Annotated in this window: 19 protein-coding genes; 4 read left to right on the forward strand and 15 right to left on the reverse strand. The window is 57.6% G+C overall.

Annotated features, from left to right (window positions below):
• Positions 1 to 101: 101 nt before the first annotated feature.
• The 11 genes from BM074_RS18980 to BM074_RS19030 all read right to left on the reverse strand — a co-directional run bounded on the left by BM074_RS18980 (position 102) and on the right by BM074_RS19030 (position 10221).
• Positions 102 to 2150: a PAS domain-containing hybrid sensor histidine kinase/response regulator gene (locus BM074_RS18980; protein ID WP_091924149.1), complete on the reverse strand. Its 2049-nt coding sequence runs from the start codon at positions 2148 to 2150 to the stop codon at positions 102 to 104.
• On the reverse strand, positions 2137 to 3645 hold the full coding sequence (locus BM074_RS18985) for an ATPase domain-containing protein (protein ID WP_027232751.1): 1509 nt from the start codon (positions 3643 to 3645) through the stop codon (positions 2137 to 2139). The genes BM074_RS18980 and BM074_RS18985 overlap by 14 nt, the downstream gene beginning before the upstream one ends.
• A gap of 211 nt (positions 3646 to 3856) precedes the next feature.
• Positions 3857 to 4231, reverse strand: coding sequence for a nuclear transport factor 2 family protein (locus BM074_RS18990; RefSeq protein WP_091924151.1), 375 nt, complete (start codon positions 4229 to 4231; stop codon positions 3857 to 3859).
• A gap of 27 nt (positions 4232 to 4258) precedes the next feature.
• Entirely contained in the window at positions 4259 to 4567 is a 309-nt protein-coding gene (locus BM074_RS18995; protein WP_051615209.1) for a hypothetical protein, read from the reverse strand.
• A 128-nt stretch (positions 4568 to 4695) separates the two neighbouring features.
• On the reverse strand, positions 4696 to 5295 hold the full coding sequence (locus tag BM074_RS19000; RefSeq protein ID WP_027232749.1) for a hypothetical protein: 600 nt from the start codon (positions 5293 to 5295) through the stop codon (positions 4696 to 4698).
• Positions 5296 to 5316: 21 nt separating this feature from the next.
• Positions 5317 to 5634 (reverse strand): PepSY domain-containing protein, encoded by a 318-nt coding sequence (locus tag BM074_RS19005; RefSeq protein ID WP_027232748.1) that lies wholly within the window; start codon positions 5632 to 5634, stop codon positions 5317 to 5319.
• A 254-nt stretch (positions 5635 to 5888) separates the two neighbouring features.
• On the reverse strand, positions 5889 to 6329 hold the full coding sequence (locus BM074_RS19010; RefSeq protein ID WP_027232747.1) for a hypothetical protein: 441 nt from the start codon (positions 6327 to 6329) through the stop codon (positions 5889 to 5891).
• Between the two features lie 143 nt (positions 6330 to 6472).
• Positions 6473 to 6856, reverse strand: a complete 384-nt coding sequence (locus tag BM074_RS19015) for a hypothetical protein (RefSeq protein ID WP_091924155.1) — start codon at positions 6854 to 6856, stop codon at positions 6473 to 6475.
• Between the two features lie 106 nt (positions 6857 to 6962).
• Positions 6963 to 7652, reverse strand: coding sequence for an FkbM family methyltransferase (locus BM074_RS19020; RefSeq protein WP_091924157.1), 690 nt, complete (start codon positions 7650 to 7652; stop codon positions 6963 to 6965).
• Positions 7653 to 7703: 51 nt separating this feature from the next.
• Positions 7704 to 9707, reverse strand: a complete 2004-nt coding sequence (locus BM074_RS19025; protein WP_091924159.1) for a putative bifunctional diguanylate cyclase/phosphodiesterase — start codon at positions 9705 to 9707, stop codon at positions 7704 to 7706.
• Positions 9708 to 9714: 7 nt separating this feature from the next.
• Positions 9715 to 10221, reverse strand: coding sequence for a putative pterin-binding protein (locus BM074_RS19030; RefSeq protein ID WP_027232744.1), 507 nt, complete (start codon positions 10219 to 10221; stop codon positions 9715 to 9717).
• 225 nt (positions 10222 to 10446) lie between these two features.
• Between BM074_RS19030 and BM074_RS19035 the strand changes: the two genes are divergently transcribed.
• A complete protein-coding gene (locus BM074_RS19035; RefSeq protein ID WP_091924161.1) occupies positions 10447 to 10821 on the forward strand; it encodes a VOC family protein in 375 nt (124 codons plus the stop codon).
• Between the two features lie 10 nt (positions 10822 to 10831).
• Here the strand turns inward: BM074_RS19035 and BM074_RS19040 are convergent, their stop codons facing one another.
• The 4 genes from BM074_RS19040 to BM074_RS19055 all read right to left on the reverse strand — a co-directional run bounded on the left by BM074_RS19040 (position 10832) and on the right by BM074_RS19055 (position 13170).
• On the reverse strand, positions 10832 to 11062 hold the full coding sequence (locus BM074_RS19040) for a hypothetical protein (RefSeq protein WP_091924173.1): 231 nt from the start codon (positions 11060 to 11062) through the stop codon (positions 10832 to 10834).
• A 190-nt stretch (positions 11063 to 11252) separates the two neighbouring features.
• Positions 11253 to 12386, reverse strand: a complete 1134-nt coding sequence (ydiK, locus tag BM074_RS19045) for an AI-2E family transporter YdiK (RefSeq protein ID WP_036814913.1) — start codon at positions 12384 to 12386, stop codon at positions 11253 to 11255.
• The gene (locus BM074_RS19050; RefSeq protein ID WP_091924175.1) at positions 12386 to 12877 is read right to left on the reverse strand and encodes a CYTH domain-containing protein; all 492 of its coding nucleotides are present in this window, start codon (positions 12875 to 12877) and stop codon (positions 12386 to 12388) included. Before BM074_RS19050 ends, ydiK begins: the two co-directional genes overlap by 1 nt.
• A gap of 56 nt (positions 12878 to 12933) precedes the next feature.
• A complete protein-coding gene (locus BM074_RS19055; protein WP_244532964.1) occupies positions 12934 to 13170 on the reverse strand; it encodes a hypothetical protein in 237 nt (78 codons plus the stop codon).
• 160 nt (positions 13171 to 13330) lie between these two features.
• Here BM074_RS19055 and BM074_RS19060 point away from each other — a divergent pair, with 160 nt between their 5' ends.
• The 3 genes from BM074_RS19060 (at position 13331) to ppk2 (ending at position 17895) form a co-directional block, all read left to right on the forward strand.
• Entirely contained in the window at positions 13331 to 15103 is a 1773-nt protein-coding gene (locus BM074_RS19060; RefSeq protein ID WP_091924179.1) for a hypothetical protein, read from the forward strand.
• A gap of 216 nt (positions 15104 to 15319) precedes the next feature.
• On the forward strand, positions 15320 to 17077 hold the full coding sequence (locus BM074_RS19065; protein ID WP_091924181.1) for a SulP family inorganic anion transporter: 1758 nt from the start codon (positions 15320 to 15322) through the stop codon (positions 17075 to 17077).
• Positions 17074 to 17895 (forward strand): polyphosphate kinase 2, encoded by an 822-nt coding sequence (ppk2, locus tag BM074_RS19070; RefSeq protein ID WP_027232739.1) that lies wholly within the window; start codon positions 17074 to 17076, stop codon positions 17893 to 17895. The genes BM074_RS19065 and ppk2 overlap by 4 nt, the downstream gene beginning before the upstream one ends.
• Positions 17896 to 17925: the final 30 nt, after the last annotated feature.

Below are 17925 nucleotides of genomic sequence, written 5' to 3' on the forward strand. Positions count from 1 at the left end.
GGCTAAGGACGTTAAGTCTTTGCAACTCCCCTGCAAAACGCACTAACGCAAAGGTGTGAAAGGTTGTTCCCGGCGCTATCATGCCGATCCCTCCTGCCGCCTCATTTCGCGAGCGCCTTGGCGATCTGTGATGCAAGTTCCGCTTGCGTATACGGTTTGCCAAGCCGCGGCAGATCAATTCCCGAACCGGGCGGCAGGTCCGCATAGCCGGTTGCAACAAGGATCGGCAGCTGCGGATTTAGCGACAATGCGCTTTCCGCAAGTTCAGCACCGGTCATGTGCGGCATGGAGTAATCTGTGATCAAAAGGTCGATTTCCTTGCCACTTTCGAGGAATTTCAGCGCATCGGCGCCGGAATTCGCCTCATAGACCTCGTGGCCGAGGTCCTCAAGCATGTCCACGGTGCTCATGGCGATCAGAGCATCGTCATCGACAACCAGTATGCGCGCCCTGACGCCGCTGCCGGCGGTGCTGGCCTCTTCACTGACAGGTTCTGCTTGCTTCACGGCACCGGTAACCGGTAGCCAAAGTTCTGCGGTGGTCCCTTTGCCGAGCCTACTTGTCATACGGAGCGCGCCCTTGAGTTGGAGAGCAAGGCCGTGAATCATGGAAAGGCCCAGTCCTGTTCCCTTGCCGAGTTCCTTGGTCGAAAAAAACGGGTCAATCGCGCGCTTCAGCGTCTCAGGCGCCATGCCCAGGCCAGTATCGCTGACCCCCAGAATGATATAATCGCCGGCACCAAGGTCATCGGTCGTCGCAGCGATGTCGGCACGCCTGAGGCTGACGACGACGGCGCCGCCATCCGACATCGCGTCGCGTGAGTTGACCACGAGGTTGAGCAGCGCAAGCTCGATCTGGTTGGCATCGGCGAGCACCGGCGGCAGGGCATCGGGAACGTCGTAGCTGATGTGAACTCCGTTTCCGACGGATTTCGCGAGGAGGTCGTGCATGCCGCCGACAAGCGCCACCAAATCGGTGGGTTCGAGCTGCAGGTCCTGACGGCGCGCGAAGGCAAGCAGACGCTGCGTCAGGGCGGCGCCCCGTTGCGCCCCTTGCAAAGCGCCGTCGACAAGCCGCGCCGCCTTTGAATTGTCGGCAACCGACTTGCGCAACAGGTCGAGATTGCCCAGCACCGCCATCAGCAGATTGTTGAAATCGTGCGCAACGCCGCCGGTCAACTGGCCGATCGCTTCCATCTTTTGCGCTTGCCGCAACTGGTCTTCGGCGACCTCGCGCTGGCGGATTTCGTCAAGCAACGTGCGGTGAGCCTGTTCGAGTTCACGCGTTCGCTTGAAAACCCGATCCTCGAGAGTCTCGTTCAGTTGGACAAGCTCGGCCTCGGCAATTTTTCTGTTGGTGATATCGGAACATACCCCGACCAGGCGTTCGGGCTGGCCGAGCCTGTCGGAAACGACGCGCGCCCGTGCGTCGGCCCAGTGGGCGCTGCCGTCCGGCCACACCGTTCGGTGTTCGACCTGGAAATCGCGTCCGGTGCCTTTCGTCGTCGCAATGGCCGTGAGGACACGTTGCCTGTCGTCAGGATCGATGCTCGCGATGAGATCGTCATAGGTCAGTGCCTGATCGCCGCTTCGACCGAAGATGCCTCTGAACACATCGGATGTGATCAGTCCGTTGTTGGCAAAATCGAGTTCCCACGTGCCGAGATTGCCGGCGAGAAGCGCCGTTTGCAGCCGCTCTTCGCCCTCCCGGAGTTCTTCAAGGCGGCTGAGGGCCTCATATTGCCGCCCTCGCGCCTTGAGCGCCGTCTTGGCGACACTGACAAAGGTGGTGGCATGAAACGGACGCTCGAGAAACGTCACGTTGCCTAGAACCTCGGACAAGCGCGCGGCCGCTGGATTGCGCTCAGGACCGCCGCCGCGATGCGTCACGATTATGAACGGCAGATCCGACCAACTCGGCTGAACTTCAACCCATGCCGCGAGCGGCTTCAGGTCGGCGTTCCTTATGGCTTCCTCGGTAATCACCACAAAGCTGGCGCTCTCGCCAAGTAGGGAGGTCAGCACGTCGAGGCTCTGACAAACCTCTGACGCAATTGACGCTTCTGCGAGAATGGCCGCAGCAACAGCCGCGTCGCGGCCCATCGGAGCGTGTATAAGCGCCCGAGTGACATGATCGTTAAGAATTTTCATCCACTACGCCCAACGCCAGCAGCGGTTCGGCCTTGCCGACGAATGTGGGAACGCCGCGCAAAACACCTTGGAATTCGTCAAGAGGCTGGCCGAGAGAAAGGCCATTTTTCGTTATCCGGAATTCGCGGATGGTATCCTCATGATTTCCAGTGCGTTTCTTTATTACAGATACCGCACGCCGAACCTTCCCACGCGCCTCGAAATAGCGAAGCAGCACTACCGTATCGGCAAGGTACGTAACGTCGACGGGCGCCTTCATGTCGCCGACCAGCCCGTGCTGCGCCACTGTGAGAATCGTGGTCGTGCCCTGGCGGTTCAGATATTGCAGCAATTCGTGCATGTGCAGGACCAGGGCGTTTTCCTCGGGCATCGACGCCTGATAGCCGTTGAGGCTATCGATGATCACGGTCCTTAGGTTGGCGCTATCGACGCGCTCCCTCACCCTATGTGCAAATTCACCTGGCGAAAGTTCGGCTGCGTCTACCTGCTCGATGTGAAGGTTGCCTTCGTCGCGCATTTTTTCGAGGTCTATGCCGATGGCGCGAGTGCGATCGAAGAGAAGGCCCAACTCTTCATCAAAGACGAAAATTGCCGCTTTCTCGCCGCGCCGGATCGCAGAAACCACGAATTGCAGCCCAAAGGTGGTCTTGCCCGTTCCGGCAGGACCGAGAACGAGGCAACTCGATCCGCGCTCGAGCCCGCCGCCGAGAAGATCGTCTAACTCTCCGATGCCGCTCGAGAGGCGGTCGCGTGTAAACTGTTTGCGATGTTCGAGAGCAACGAGGCGCGGAAAGGCGACGACGCCTCCCGTTTGAATGATGAAATCGTGATAGCCACCGCGAAATGCCTGACCGCGATATTTGACAATGCGCAGACGCCGGCGCTCGGAACCATAGTTCGGTGCCAATTCTTCAAGCTTGATGACGCCGTGGACGACGCTGTGCACCGTCTTGTCGAGCACGTCCGAGGTCAGATCATCGAGCAGCAGGACCGTTGCGTTACGCTTGGCGAAATAGTGCTTCAGCGCCAGTATCTGCCGACGATAGCGCAGCGAACCTTGCGCCAGCAGGCGGATTTCCGAAAGGCTGTCGAGAACAACGCGCTTCGGCTGGAGGCGCTCGAAAGTCTCGAAGATTGCCTTTGTTGTTTCGCCAAGTTCAAGATCGGATGAATATAGCAGACTTTGCTGTTGATCGGCGTCCAACAGGCTTTCGGGGGGTACCAGTTCGTAAACGTCGATGTTTTCATCGATGATTAGCCCATGGGAGAGCGCACCCTCGCGCAGTTCGTCCTCGGTTTCGGACAATGTGACGTAGAGGCCTTTCTCGCCTGCCGCAGCCCCTTCGAGCAGAAAGCGCAAGGCGATGGTCGTCTTGCCTGTGCCTGGATTTCCTTCAAGCAAGAAGACCCGCCCTTCGCTCAAGCCACCGGACAAAATGTCATCCAGTCCCGGTACGCCCGTGCGCGCTTTTTTCGAAGTCGTGGGTGCAACCATGCTTTGCTTCGTTCCCTTTGCCATCCAATAAGCACACGCAATTGCTCTCGCTACCTAGCGTAGCAATTGAATGAAGGGCGGAATAGAGAAGTGCGCCCCCTGCGCTGTCTGAGAGCCAATAACGTAATGGCGAGCCAATCGTTCCACGCGGCTCGAAATTATAGACAATTAGTATAATGCAGCCAGCCGGCTGGCCTGACCCTTTGCTATGTTATTTCGGATTGACGAAGCTTCCCGGTTTGGCATCGTGCGGCAGCGACCAGCCGAAATAGACTTCAACCGCGGCAATCTTGCCATCGCGGATTGTCAGTATCTCGGTATTGCGAAACCGGTGTCCATCAGACCGCTTGCCCTCATAGGTGACGAACACCTCGTTGCCCTGCGCCACAAGGTGGATGAAGCTAAATGCCTCTATGCTATAACTCGTCGGCCAGCAGCGCTCAAAATAACTCTGCCGGTCGATGCCGTTGTCGAGCGGGCTGGTGAAATGAAAATCTTCTGCGACGAGGCGCTCCATTGCGTCTCTGTCCTTCGCCACATAGGCGTCGTAACTCGCGCGGGCGACGGCGATATTATTGTCCACCATCACGATCTCCCTAAGGCAATCGTTTGACTACTGCGTTCCATTCGGTTTGGCCGGCTGTTGATCGCCTCCCGAACCCGTCTGCGGCGTGGGATTGGTCTGCGCCGGAGTGTTTACCGTGGGCTCGTTTGTCGCCGGAGCTGATGGCGATGCGGTCGTGCTGTTGTCGGCTTTCGGCGTGTTATCGGTGGTTCGGCCGTACAATTCCGCAGCGCCCCAAGCAACGATGGCAAGGAGCAGGCCACCGATGAGAATCTTGAGCACCGGGCGGCCGGGCGGTCCCTGACGGGCCTCGTTGGCAGTCTCCTGAACCGGAGCTTTCGCCGTATCATTGTCCATGACGACATCCTTTTCATTTAGATAGGAACCGACGAAACAGCGGGAAGTTCCGTTGCGCCCGACTTTCCGCAAGTGTAAAGACGCTCCCCCGACGATTGCCGGGGGAGCGCTCAAAATTCATGCGTCCATCAGAGCGGGCGGTATTCACGCGCTCGCTCGCGTTCGCGGACGAGCTCTTCTTCCGTAAGATCCGGGTTACGTTCGTCAAACCCCTGCCAACCCTCTTCCCGATACATTGCGCGGCGCGCGTTGACATCGACCGGAGTGTTGTCGTCAAGGATCGAGCGGACGAGGTCGGTCTGGCTCTCTTCGGCCTGGACAGTAACCAGCGTCCCGCCTCGGCGAACGCCCTCAGCGTAGACGTGAGCATCTTCCTCACTGACACCAGCGCCTGTCATCGAACCGATGATCCCGCCGGCGGCGCCGCCCGCAACTGCGCCTGCTGCTGCACCGGCTGCCGTTGCAGCAAGCCATCCGGCCGCTACCACGGGTCCAACGCCCGGAATGGCAAGCATACCAAGACCGGCAAGAAGGCCACCGGCACCGCCTACAACAGCGCCCACGCCTGCGCCGGCCGCTGCACCTTCGCCCGCATTGCTTTCTCCGTCACCCGCGCCGCCGCGGCGCACGATGCTTATGTCTGAAGACGCGACACCCGCATCTTCCAGGGCGTTTACGGCCGCACGCGCATCATCATAATCGTCAAACAGTCCAGTAACTATCGTCATTAGGATTCTCCCTTGATATCTTTATTTGGCGGATGCTGTGATATTGCCCTGGAAATCGAGCTTTACCTCGACCGACTTTCCGTCCTTCATGGCAGTACCAGTCCAGATCCCGTCCTCGCCCTTCGTCAGGCCACTTACATCGGTGTAACCTTGCCCTTCGATGCGTTCCTTGGCCTGACCTTCGGTGAAGCTATTTGCACCTGGAACGGGAGCCGCGGGATTGTTTGTGTCCGGCGTTGCAACCGCCGGCGTCTGCGCGTCCGGCTTTGTGGTTGTGTCCTGGGCATAAGCTGCCGAAAGAATGGAAAGTGCGCCAAGCGCAAGTGCGATACGTTTCATGGTTTCTCCTTTTTATGATCGGCGATCATGGAAGAACTAACCCATAGATCAGCGTGAAGTTCCGCGACGAACCGCGGCTTGAGGGCAGTTTATTTTTTTGCCATTCCGGAACTTTTGGGGCTGTGCTGTCATCGTTCCATAACCGCTGCCCCACGGTAGGATGACGTTTCGGGCAGTGGGTCCCAGGGACCATGTTCCGCACGCCTGGGGCAGTGTCACCTTCGCGCTGAGAATAGCGCGGCAGGCGCCTCTTTCTAGATTTGAACCGGTTTGACGTTGTCTATTCTGATATTGCCACTGATAATTCCGCGCGCAAGATCGGTTCGATCGCGCTCGATTTCGATGACCGAATAGAGTTTGTCGTCTCTGAAGGCGCTTGCGTTTATGGTGGTAACATCGTCCGCCGGCGCCGCGTCGATCTCCATGAAGTCAAGTTCGCCGCCCGCAGCGACAATCCTGGCATCGCCTGTTGTTCGGGCAGCGACCGTTACTTCGCCCTGATAGGGCGAGTTTTGCCATCGCGGATCATCCGCCGACGCGGTGGGGACCAATCGGTAGACGTTGAGCGCCTCGCCGCTTCCAACTTCTGACGAGGTCCGGCTTTCGGCATCGGCAATTTGCGCTTGGCTTTCCACGGACTGGCCAAAGCTGGTGGGACTGCTTCTTCCTGTCTTATCTTCTTGACCAATGGACATAGCGAACCTCCTGTTGAAAGTTCGCCAACGCCACCCCGCCGGGATTGTTCCACACCCGGGGCGTCCCCGAAATTGTAAGCGGCGTGAGATCCACAGTCGATTTCGACGGCCGCTCGGGATGGGCGAGTCATCAGGAAGGACGTCTAGCCGGTCTTATCTTCCCACATTGTCGAGCGGAGAAGCGCCTGCATTTGCTCAGCCAGGTCCAGTTCGCCTCGCGCCTCGATTTCCAATAGATATCGAGCCTTGGCCTTACGGTCCGCTTCGCCAAATGCTGGATAGGCGCAGACAGCCAGCAGCGCCTTTTCCTCAGCTCGGCTGGCACTTTCGTGATCGCGGCTGCTTCTGACGATTTTTTGGAATGCCGCGTACATGGCCTTGTGCGCCGCGATGAGCGCCTGCAGATCGCGGGACAATGGCAGGTCCCGGTCTGTCGATGCGGTGGCGGGCACCGGACCCGCAACCGTTGAGGCGATGATTGCACCGCCGGAATTGAGAAAGAAGGCGCGGCGATTGATCCTGGACATGACGTCTCCACTTCACTTCAACGCAGTCGCGCGATCGTAGCACGATCGATGGCGCGTTCATGTCAGGAGAGGTCGGAACACAAGTGTCTCGCTTCTTTCTTACCCTTCACAACGCCTCCGGTTCGTAATCTCGCAGGCCCTGCTCTTTTGCGAATAGCACACAAGCGCCATAGGATCCCCGCGGGTCATAAGCGAAGCCTTTTGCGGCGAGCGCCTGCGTGATCTCACGGATGCCCGACAATCCGTAGAGATGATCGTGCAGTTCAAGAAAGACCCGATCGATGCCGGCAAGCTCAGACTTGCAAAGCAGATCCTGTTCGGCGCCCTCAATATCCATGACAAGAACGTTGATGGCGTGGTGCGCGATGAAATCGTCAATGTTCGTCGAAGTCAGCGATATTTCGCGTTCGTAAGGACCCTGGTTTTTATCCATGGAAGACATCCAGAGATCCTTTCGGACATAGAACGGAATGGTGTGTGGTTCGCCCGCGGCCAGCAATCCTTGGGACAAAACCACGTTGCCGATGCCGTTCGCACTGATCACGCGTTGAGCAAGTGCTGCTGTCGATGGATTTGCTTCAAACGACCACACCTGGACACCTGAAATCTTTGCGATGAGCGAAGTGATCACTCCGATCCCTGCCCCCAACTCCAGCACCCGGTCATTCGCCCTGACGGCCTTGAACACCCACTTGGCTTCCTTTGCCTCGTAGCATCCACTTGTAAGCGCCTGCCAGATAACGGGTGATACTTCATCTGATGCCAGTGGCACCGTAATTCCGTGGACGGTCAGCAATTCGAACTCAAACTCCCTTGTTGCCTGAGGATGGCAGGCGTTGCCAAGCGGCTAGCTACCCCTGCCCGACACTGCCTTCACATCAACAAGACCTTCATATTCAGCCAAGCTTACGCCATTGCTGGCCTGGCGGAGATGGTCCAGTTGCGTCGCGGGTACGGGCCGGCCGATCAAGAAGCCTTGCACCTGCTCGCATCCAACCTGTTTGACACAAGCGAACTGCTCCTCGGTCTCGATACCTTCCGCTATCGTCGTCATCCCCAGGCTTCGTCCAACGCCCGTCACCAGTTCCACGATGGCGAAGGCATCTGCGCGCGTGGTGACGTCACGGATGAAAGAGCGATCGATCTTGATCTTGTCGAAGGGGAAGCTCCTGAGACTGCCAAGCGACGAGTATCCCGTGCCAAAATCGTCCATCGCAATCTGGATGCCGACCGCCTTTAGTTGCGTCAAGGTCTCGAGCGTCTGTTCATTCTTGTCCAGGAGAACGGACTCGGTAATCTCCAGCTCCAGCCGGTCTGGATCGAGGCCGCTTTGAGTGACGATGGTGACGACGCTCTGAATGAGATTTCGACTGCGGAACTGAACCGGCGAAAGGTTGACCGCGACTTTGAGCGACCGTGGCCAACGGGCAGCTTCCGTGCAGGCCGTCCTTAACACCCAATCACCCAATTCATGGATCAACCCGATGTTTTCTGCCACCGGGATGAATTCGGATGGGGGAACCTGTCCACGTATCGGATGAAACCACCGCAGGAGGGCTTCATAGCCACAAATCTCACGTGTAATCGTGTTCACTTGCGGTTGGTAGAATATCTCGAGTTCGCCCTTGCGTAGCGCCTGTTTGAGATCGGCTTCGAATGACTTCTTTTCCGTCAGCCTTGTTTGCATCTGCGACTGGAAGACACACGCATGCCCGGAGCCAAGCGACTTTGCTTCGTAGAGCGCAAGGTCTGCCTGTTTGAATAATTCATCAGTACCGGACCCGATCGCCGACAGGGCAACGCCGACACAGGTGCCGATCTTTATCTCACGCTCGCTGACAAGGTAGGGAAAGCTGATTTCATCCATGACATCGCGGGCAAAATCAAAAGCCTGCTGCTCGTTCAGCCCCGCGGTCAGGATGGCGAACTCATCTCCGCCCAACCGGCAGACAAGGTCGCCTTCGCCACCAAGCTTTGTAAGGCGGCTTGCCACACCCTGGAGCAGGCCATCACCGACGTCGTGGCCCAGCGTATCGTTCACATCCTTGAAGCCGTCGAGGTCAAGGAGAAAGATCACAGCGGTTGGTCCACCGGCTGTCGCTGTTTTCAACCGGTTTTCCAGATCCTGCCGGAACAGCACACGATTGGGAAGTCCGGTCAGGGCGTCATGGTGGGCCACATGTTTCAGCCGGTAGTTCTGCAGCTTCAATTCACCTGAAGCCTCGCGGAGATTGTCTGTCAGGTCCTTCATCTTGCGGTGAGCACCGTCAAGAAGGCTGTTGTGGCGCAAAAGGAGAACAACGAGCCCCACCCCGCAGAGTATGAGCCCACCCGCAAGGCCCGTATAGATCAGATGGAGCTGTCGCAATTCCGCCTGGGCGGCGTCTATCAGACCGACATCATATTCAACCGCGGTGGATGCAAGCGCTGTCATCGACGCATCGAGGGCGGCCATGGTTTTCAGCGTCGCTTTGAGACCTTCGGTATCGAGGGTCTCGAACCGCTGATCAAGCACATCGAGCACCTTGGTCAACTCTGAAAGCAGTTCGCGGCGCTGCGCGTCATCCTCGATAAAGCTATGGAGACTACCCTGCTTGAGCAGCTGCAACCGACCGATCATAATATCAAGACGCAGACGAACCTCATCGCGATCGGCGTCGTCCATACCCATGGCATAGGCCGCCACGCGATGTTCGAGCCTCATATATTCGGAGACAGTCTGTCCGATGGCCCAGGAGTCATTATAGCGGGCAAACTTCTGCAGCGCAGTCTGCCGCTCTGCAATGACATAGGCGATGTAGGCCGTCGCCACGACAAAGCAACAGATAATGATCCCTAGAAACCGTTTCACTGCGTCTCTACTCGATGATCAGTTTGGCCACCTGCCACGCGGATCGTGTGTAATAAGTCTGACTTTGCAGCTGCGGATCACTTTCGTAAGGATAGACAATAAACAACGGTCCCTTATCGCGGACCGGCATGTATTCTCCATCGCGCTTGAGGGCGAGCACGACCTTGAATTTCTTGAAATCGTCCAGCGGAATCGTCGTCACATAGTCGTTGAGCGCAACCGCGGTCACTTTCGTTCCGGTGGCGCCGACCAGTTCCATCAGCTTGTCGAGCGGCACGCCCTCGAAGCGTACGCGCTTGTCATACCAAGGCGTTGTCGTTTCGATGGTCTGCAAGCCGATGGCTTCCAGCATCGCACGGTCGAATTCGGCCGTAGAACCCTTGTTTGTGTTTTCAATTTTCCCGGAAATAACCAGAATAGGCTTGCCATCAGGCTTGGCAAGTGAGCCAGCAGACGCGCCCGAAATCGTCGCGATCGACAAGGCCAGGTAGATGATTAGGCGGATTAGGCTCATTACATTTCTCCATGATCCATTAGTTTAATAGAGCAAATGAGCTAGACCAGCATTAAAAATAAACATCGGAAGCAATTCGCCGCACAGTTTCTTCGCATATCGACCCGCAGCACTCCTCAATCCGGCATTTTGAGGTGTAGGGTGCGAACGAACCCTTGCGGGAAATCAGGCAACAGGACCTCTGGGCGATCTCAGCAGGAACTCACAGAACTTCGCGGAGCATTCATGTTCGACCACGTCAAATTCGGCGTTACCGACTATTCGGCAAGCAAAGCGTTCTTCCTAAAGGAGCTCGCACCCCTCGGCGTAACGGTTGTCTCGGAGGAGTCTCCGACATACGGCGTCGAAATGAGCGCAAACGGCAAGGCATCGCTTTGCCTGTACCAATCCGATGAGAAGCCAGCGCATCTCCACTTGGCGTTCACGGCCGAGAATCGAAAGCAGGTCGAAGCGTTCTATCGCGCCGCTCTGGAGGCTGGCGGCAAAGACAATGGTACGCCCGGTCTGCGCCCGCACTACCATGCGAACTACTATGCAGCTTTTGTCATTGGTCCGGACGGGCACAACATCGAAGCGGTTTGTCACACAGCCGAAGCCTGAAACACCGCAGTCACTTCATGTCGACAGTTTCGCCGGCAGTGTAGAAAACCATTGGAGGGCCGTATTCGTCCCCTTGCTTCACGTCCTGGCTCCAGGCAATGACGCCTGCATGCTTTGACGCCAAATCATCGGCAGCCGTCTGCGCCTCTTCCTCTGCGTCGAACCGTTGCGGTTCGCCGGATCGAAACAATTCTCCAGCTTCACCCTGATCATACACCGCTACAAAATAAACCTGTTTCATCCCATCTCCTGAAGGCACTGGACGATTTCGCCGAAATCGATTCCAGTCCATGACAATTTCTCGTTGTTTGTCAGACTGAAACGCGCAAGCCAAATGCGTGTTCCAAGGAGCGGTCGACCGACTCAGCCAAAAGACGTCCGATTTTGGAGGCAATGCCTCGTTCACGGCAGTTGCACGCGGCGACGGCTTTTCAGCTCACATCATCCAGGATTTTCGGTGGGCTATGGGCTTCGTTCTGGACAGATACCGCTACGATCCCCTCGTCCTCTGCCATCCACGCGTCCAGGAGGGTGTAGGCAACCGCAAGCAGGGTCGGTCCCACGAATATTCCGAGAATCCCGAATGAGATCAGGCCACCGATGACGCCTGCGAAGATCAGCAACAGCGGCAGGTCCGCCCCCTTTCGGATCAAGAACGGCCGCAGGAACCCGTCCATTGTCCCGGCGATGATGGCAAACAGCAAAAGTACTGTCGCCCAGAGGGTGTCGCCGCTGTAGTACATCCAGAAAACGGCGGGCGCCAACACCAAGGCAGGGCCGATCTGCATCAGGCAAAGGACAAAGACAAGGGCCGTCAATACGCCAGCCAATGGTATGCCGACGACGAGAAGCCCGATCGCGCTTACGGCAGTCTGCGCGACAGCTGTGACGACCACGCCGAGAGCAACGCCGCGGATGGCCCGGCCAGCGAGACGTACCGCCATTTCACCCCGGTCACCCCCAAGCCGATGCCCGAACCGGACGGCAGTCGCAGCGCCCTGCTCACCTTTTGCGTACATGATGGCGGCTATCGCGGTCGTTAAAAGAAACTCGAGGACCATGCCGCCAAGACTTCCCGCTGCCGCCGCAAACCAGTGCGCAAAGGAGCCGGCGTAGGGCTGGAGCCTCGGCCCGAGTTCATTCACGCCAAGGCGCCCAAGCCGTTCCCAGCTGTCGTGCAGCCGCTCTCCGACCAGCGGAATTTCATTAAGCCAGATTGGCGGCTGCGGTAATTTGAGCGCAAGCGCAGTCTGGATGTTGTCCGTGATGCGATCCATGTTGTCCATGATGAGACTGATTGCCAGCAGGAACGGCACGATAAGGACAAGGAGAAGGACGACGGTCATGACGAACACGGCAACGCCGCGGCGGTTGCCCGTGTGACGCTGCACCCAGATCATCAGCGGCCACGTGGCGATGACCAGGGTCAAGGCCCAGATGATTGCCGCAAGAAATGGCAGCATGATCCAGATCGAGCTGACAAGCAGGCCGCCAATAAAGAGGACTGCGAGTGTCACCCGGGTAATATCCTGGTTTCGAACACCGGTCGAAGGAGCAGTTCCCATCAGCTGATCGTCTCCCGTCCGCTCTGGCCCGGAGCCAGCCTTGCCATCGCCAGGACCTGGTTTGAGTACCTGTGCTCGCCTGTTATCTCGATGCCCAACCAAACAGGACGCGGAAACAGGTCGCTTTCGCTTTGCAACTCGATTTCTGCAACCGTCAGTCCCTGATGAATGCCGTGGTATACATCAATTTCCCAACGCTGGCCTGCATCGACGAGTTCATGGCGAGTCTTTTCAACAACGACGCCTATGCAGTGACGAAATATCTGGAGAGCGTCCGCGTAGGGGATTTCATATTGGAATTCTTCGCGTCGAAGTGGGCCGAGACGAACCTTTACTGTGAGTGTCGCACGTAAGTCATCGATGGTCCTAACCCGCACCGATCGCTGTGCGGCTGCCAGCAGATAGGCCTGGCGCAAAGTTGAACCGTTGGAAGCATATTTCCTCCAGCGTTTGTCCTTGACGAGGTATTTGCGTTCGATCTCTATAGCCAATTTTGCAAGTCCGGTACGTTGTGGTTCAGTCCGTTGAGTTTCTGTCGGGACGAGCCTTAAGGATAGCCCTTGGACCCGAGCGCTTCAGCGATCTCCTTCGCGAGACTATCGGCCATCTCCGCGAATTCATCGCGCCGTTTCTCACGAATATTAACAGGCAGGTGTTGAGCATCTTCAAGCGCGCGTTCGGCTGCCGCGAGGTCGGAGCACAGCTCCTTAAATGCTTCGTTTCCCAGCATGAGTTGTCGAATGCGAAATGCGGATTCCGGAAATCTGCGAAGAGCCGCAGCCAATCCATCTTCCCGCTCCGTGTCCCAGGATCGCGACGTCATCGGTGCCTCCGCTGACTGCTCTCGTTTGTCGACGCATAGTATTGGAATAACTTCAGTTAGAGGCGTAAGATACTGTACCATACAGCCGTAAAGGACGGTTGCTTGTTCGGGGAAACAAGGGGTGAGCGTTGCCGCTGACGGCGTGCCGGTAGACAAGCAAGCTCTGCCGACGGATGCCGATGTCCTTGCGCAACTTGATCGCATTCGATCGAGTGCCGAATTTGATGTGCCTGAGCGCGCGCGCAGATTCCTGACCTATGTTGTTGAAGAGACAATTGCGGGTCGCGGCAACCGGATCAAGGCCTACTCGATCGCCATGGAAGTCTTTGGGCGCGATTCATCGTTTGACGCGCAATTGGACCCCGTGGTCCGGATCCAGGCGGGTCTGATCAGGCGCGGCCTCGAACATTACTATCTCGTTGCCGGCAACGACGATCCAGTCATTATCACCATGCCCAAGGGCGGCTACATTCCCATCTTCTCGCGCAAGGATCCGGTAACGGCGCCCGAGAGCTATTTTAAGCCGATTCATGGAAAAAACCTCGGCCGCCTCTTGGAGCGCGCGTCTCGTGGCAAATGGTCAGTGCTGGCCGTGACTTCCATCGTCGTTGGCTCAGTCATGTTCGCTGGCGGCTATCTGTTTCACCTGGACCCGCTGGACCTCACGGGCGGAAATAATATCAGGCAGGCTGGACCCGACATCCCGAAAGTGCTGGTCGAACCAATCGAGGACCTTTCGGGGACACAGCGCTCTGCCAATATTGCGCAGGATTTGACTGATGAAGTCATCAGTCAGCTTGCGAAATTCAAGGAAGTCGTCGTCGTGGCAGGACGCTCATCCGACCCTTCCAGCACGTTGTTTAGGATCAACGACCCGCGACCAAGCTTTGCACTGCAGGGGCGTGTCCGCATCGACGGGGAGAAGCTTCGTTTAAGCACCCGGCTCATGAACCGCGCCGACAGCTCCATTGTGTGGACCGGCAACTATGAAAACGACCTAAAAGCCGAGAGACTGGTCCAACTTCAGGCCGACATAGCCCGTTCCGTGGCCACCGCCCTGGCGCAACCGTACGGCATTCTCTTTCAGAAGGATTCGGCTCAACTCGCACAATCACCGCCAAATAATATCGAAGCCTATACCTGTACTTTGGCCTATTATCGCTACCGCGCAAACCTTAATCCGCAAACCCACACTGCGGTCCAGAACTGCTTGAAGCGGGCCGTCGAGCGCTATCCGGGCTATGCAACTGCCTGGGCACTTCTTTCATTGACCTATCTCGATGAGGTCCGCTTTCGATACCGCCTGGACTCGCTCACTGCCCCGTCGCTGGAGCTTGCGGCCTCGGCTGCAAAGCGGGCCACCGAACTCGATCCGCAAAACGTCCGCGGTCTGCAGGCGGAGATGCTGACGTACTTCTTCCGGGGTCAAGTCCAGGAGTCACTGCAGATCGGCGCACGCGCCTACGCGATCAACCCCAACGACACGGAACTATCGGGCGAGTATGGATTTCGCCTCGCATTATCGGGAAAATGGGACGAAGGTTGCAAGCTGATCGCCTCGGCGGTGTCGCGCAATCCAGGACCGTCCGGATATTTCGAGGCAGCGCTTGCCGTCTGCTCATACATGGCGGGCGACTATGTTGCGGCCGAACAATGGTCGCAATTGTCGGACCTTGGCCCCAATCCCATCTTTCACATTATCCGCATGGCGATCCTTGGAAAGCTCGGCAAGCGCGAGGAAGCCGACATCGAACGGAAGTGGCTTGAACAAAATGCTCCGGCTTTTCTCCCGGACATCAGGAACGTCGTCGCCACGCGCATCCTTCGACCGGAAGACCAGTTGATCTTTATCGATGGGCTGAGAAAAGCGGGCCTTGCGATCCCGGGAAACTAGCCGCTTTGCTGCCCGCTCTGTAAGCGGGCGCCGTATATTACACGATGCTACACGTATTGGCGTTCGCATCGGTCTACACTCTAGCCACATGAAACGGGCACTGCGCCCGCTCGAGGGAGGTAGCCGTGTTTCTCGATTACTCCGCGTTGGGTGTGCTCTTGTTCGTGGTCTTGACCCCGATGGATGGGATCATCGCCATTCACAATATCGATTAAGATGGTCGCGGCAACGCACCCTTGGCCTGTTTTTAAGAGCCTGGCGGGCTATCGGGCCAATTGGCTGGGACGCGACATCGGTGCGGGTCTTGCGGTTGCCGCCGTTGGATTGCCGAGCGCCATCGCTTATCCGGCAATTGTCGGCCTACCCCCGGAAACAGGTATTTACGCCAGTATCGCGGCACCAATCGCCTATGCACTATTGGGACCATCTCAAAGGCTCGTACTCGGACCCGATGCGGCCACCATGACCGTGCTCGGCGCCGCCATCGCGTCAATCATAGCGTCGATGCCGGCGGACGCAGGGGTTGACCGTGTAACCATAGCTTCGGCGTTGGGGCTCGCGGTCGGGGGAGTATGCCTGGCAGCCCGGTTGTTGCGGCTCGGGGTCGTTGCGACGTTTCTGTCCCGCCCTATTCTTGTCGGCTTTTTCGCTGGCATCGCGATATCCATTGTCGTCGGTCAGATTGGCCGGCTGACGGGAGTGAAAATACAGTCGGAAGGGCTTGTCGCGCCCGTGCTCGAGCTGGTCGGCAAAAGCGCCGAAATCCATTGGCCGTCCCTGCTGCTCGGTGCCAGCATGTTCGTTCTCCTGCAAGCGGCAAACAGATTGCGGCTCCCCATTCCCGGGCCGGTCCTTGTCGTCGTCCTTGCCATGGTCCTCTCGGCGCTTTTTCGATTTCGTGAAATGGGCGTGAAGGTGGTGGGAGACATTCCCCTCGGACTCCCCTCGTTTTCTATTCCCTCGTTTCGTGGGCTGCCATTGGACAAGATGCTGCTCGGTGCTGCCGCGGTTTTTCTTGTGAGTTTTGGCGCGGGCATTATTACGGCGCGCAGTTTCGCGGCGCGCTCGGGTGAAGCGGTCGACGCCAATGGTGAACTGATTGGGCTCTCGGCCGGCAATATTGCTGCCGGTCTCTTCGGCGCATTTCCGATCAGCATGTCGGACTCGCGGACGGCGATCGCGTTCGCGGCGGGCGGCAGATCGCAAATTGTCGGGCTCGTCTCGGCAGCTACCCTGATCGCCACGCTGCTCTTCCTCGGAGAAGCATTGCGGATTTTGCCCCTGCCAGCGCTTGGAGCAATCCTCGTATCAGCGGCCATCGGCTTGATCGATATCGGCGAGTTGAAACGCATCTGGCAAATCAGCCGGCCCGAATTCGTGTTCGCCATGATCACCATGTGGGGCGCGATAAGCTTTGGCGTGCTCAATGGGGTGGTCATCGCTATCGCCGCGACCCTGGTCTACTTGTTGCGCAAGTCGATGTACCCCCGCGACGCCCAGCTCGGCCGCATTCCTGGCCGCGACGGACTCTATAAGCTGCATCGCTCGCCCGAGGCCGCCCCGATACAGGGTCTCGTGCTCTACATGATCCAGGGCAGCCTGCTTTTCGTCAACGCCGATTACGTTGGGGAGCGCATAAAGACCACGGTCCGCAAATTGGCGCCCGGATGCCGCTGGTTCGTCATAGACGCCAGCGCAATCGTCCAGGTCGACAGTACAGCCGCTGCAATGCTCGATGAAGTCAGGGAGGAACTTGCTGCCAAAGACATCAGGCTGTGCCTTGCGGAGGTCCACACCGAGGTGAGGGAAATACTTGAACGCAGCGGCGTGATCGAGCGTATCGGCACGCAATATGTCTTCGATGATTTGGAAGACGCGGTCGCTGCTTTTCAGACTGAAGCAGAGCAGCCTCGCGCCCAAGAAGGATTGTTGTCATCGGCATTGCCGATCCACGTTTCGGAGGTGAAAAGATGAGTAAGGACAATCACAAGTCTGCTGCCACGGAAGTTGACGACAAGAAGGGTTTCAAGGACCGCTACAACAAGGAGATGAGAAAGCTTCAGATCGAGCTTGCGCATCTGCAGGCATGGGTAAAGAAATCAGGGGCCCGTGTCGTCATCCTGTTCGAGGGGCGCGATGCAGCCGGCAAGGGGGGCATGATCAAACGGATTACCGAGCGTGTGAGCCCGCGGGTTTTTCGTGTAATCGCCCTGCCAGCGCCAAGTGATCGGGAAAAATCCCAGATCTTCATGCAGCGCTACATTGGATACCTGCCCGCTGCCGGGGAGATCGTGATCTTTGACCGGAGCTGGTACAACCGGGCAGGCGTCGATCGCGTGATGGGCTTCTGCAGTGAAAAAAAGGCCCGCCGCTTTCTTGAGCTGGCTCCGCGTTTTGAAGCAGCCATCGTCGAGAGCGGCATCATTCTGTTGAAGTATTTCCTGACAGTCAGCGAGGAGGAGCAAGACCGCCGCTTCCGTCGTCGCATTGACGATCCGTTGCGGCAATGGAAGCTCAGTCCGATGGACATAACATCCTATCAGCGGTGGTGGGATTATACGCGGGCCTATGACGAAATGCTCAAAATGACGGACAGCCAACACGCACCGTGGTGGATCGTGCCATCCGACGACAAGGAGCGCGCGCGTATAAATTGCATTTCTCACATCCTCAAATCGATCCCTTATGAAAGGGTCAAGTTTGACGAACCCGATCTTGGCAAACGCCAAAAGCGGCCCGGCGACTACATCGACCCCGAGATGACCCTAAACGTGGTTCCGAGGATTCTCTAAGCGACGAGGTGCTGGCCTCATATTCTCGAC

It is taken from the genome of Phyllobacterium sp. CL33Tsu, assembly GCF_900113985.1.
Taxonomy (GTDB): Bacteria; Pseudomonadota; Alphaproteobacteria; order Rhizobiales; family Rhizobiaceae; genus Phyllobacterium; species Phyllobacterium pellucidum.

Coding starts and splice junctions, on each gene's coding strand:
- BM074_RS19010 (WP_027232747.1), bottom strand. CDS start 6,329: ATGTCCATTGGTCAAGAAGATAAGACAGGAAGAAGCAGTCCCACCAGC.
- ydiK (WP_036814913.1), bottom strand. CDS start 12,386: ATGGGAACTGCTCCTTCGACCGGTGTTCGAAACCAGGATATTACCCGG.
- BM074_RS19000 (WP_027232749.1), bottom strand. CDS start 5,295: ATGACGATAGTTACTGGACTGTTTGACGATTATGATGATGCGCGTGCG.
- BM074_RS18980 (WP_091924149.1), bottom strand. CDS start 2,150: ATGAAAATTCTTAACGATCATGTCACTCGGGCGCTTATACACGCTCCG.
- BM074_RS19040 (WP_091924173.1), bottom strand. CDS start 11,062: ATGAAACAGGTTTATTTTGTAGCGGTGTATGATCAGGGTGAAGCTGGA.
- BM074_RS19065 (WP_091924181.1), top strand. CDS start 15,320: ATGGTCGCGGCAACGCACCCTTGGCCTGTTTTTAAGAGCCTGGCGGGC.
- BM074_RS18985 (WP_027232751.1), bottom strand. CDS start 3,645: ATGGTTGCACCCACGACTTCGAAAAAAGCGCGCACGGGCGTACCGGGA.
- BM074_RS19005 (WP_027232748.1), bottom strand. CDS start 5,634: ATGAAACGTATCGCACTTGCGCTTGGCGCACTTTCCATTCTTTCGGCA.
- BM074_RS18995 (WP_051615209.1), bottom strand. CDS start 4,567: ATGGACAATGATACGGCGAAAGCTCCGGTTCAGGAGACTGCCAACGAG.
- BM074_RS18990 (WP_091924151.1), bottom strand. CDS start 4,231: ATGGTGGACAATAATATCGCCGTCGCCCGCGCGAGTTACGACGCCTAT.
- BM074_RS19015 (WP_091924155.1), bottom strand. CDS start 6,856: ATGTCCAGGATCAATCGCCGCGCCTTCTTTCTCAATTCCGGCGGTGCA.
- BM074_RS19030 (WP_027232744.1), bottom strand. CDS start 10,221: ATGAGCCTAATCCGCCTAATCATCTACCTGGCCTTGTCGATCGCGACG.
- ppk2 (WP_027232739.1), top strand. CDS start 17,074: ATGAGTAAGGACAATCACAAGTCTGCTGCCACGGAAGTTGACGACAAG.
- BM074_RS19035 (WP_091924161.1), top strand. CDS start 10,447: ATGTTCGACCACGTCAAATTCGGCGTTACCGACTATTCGGCAAGCAAA.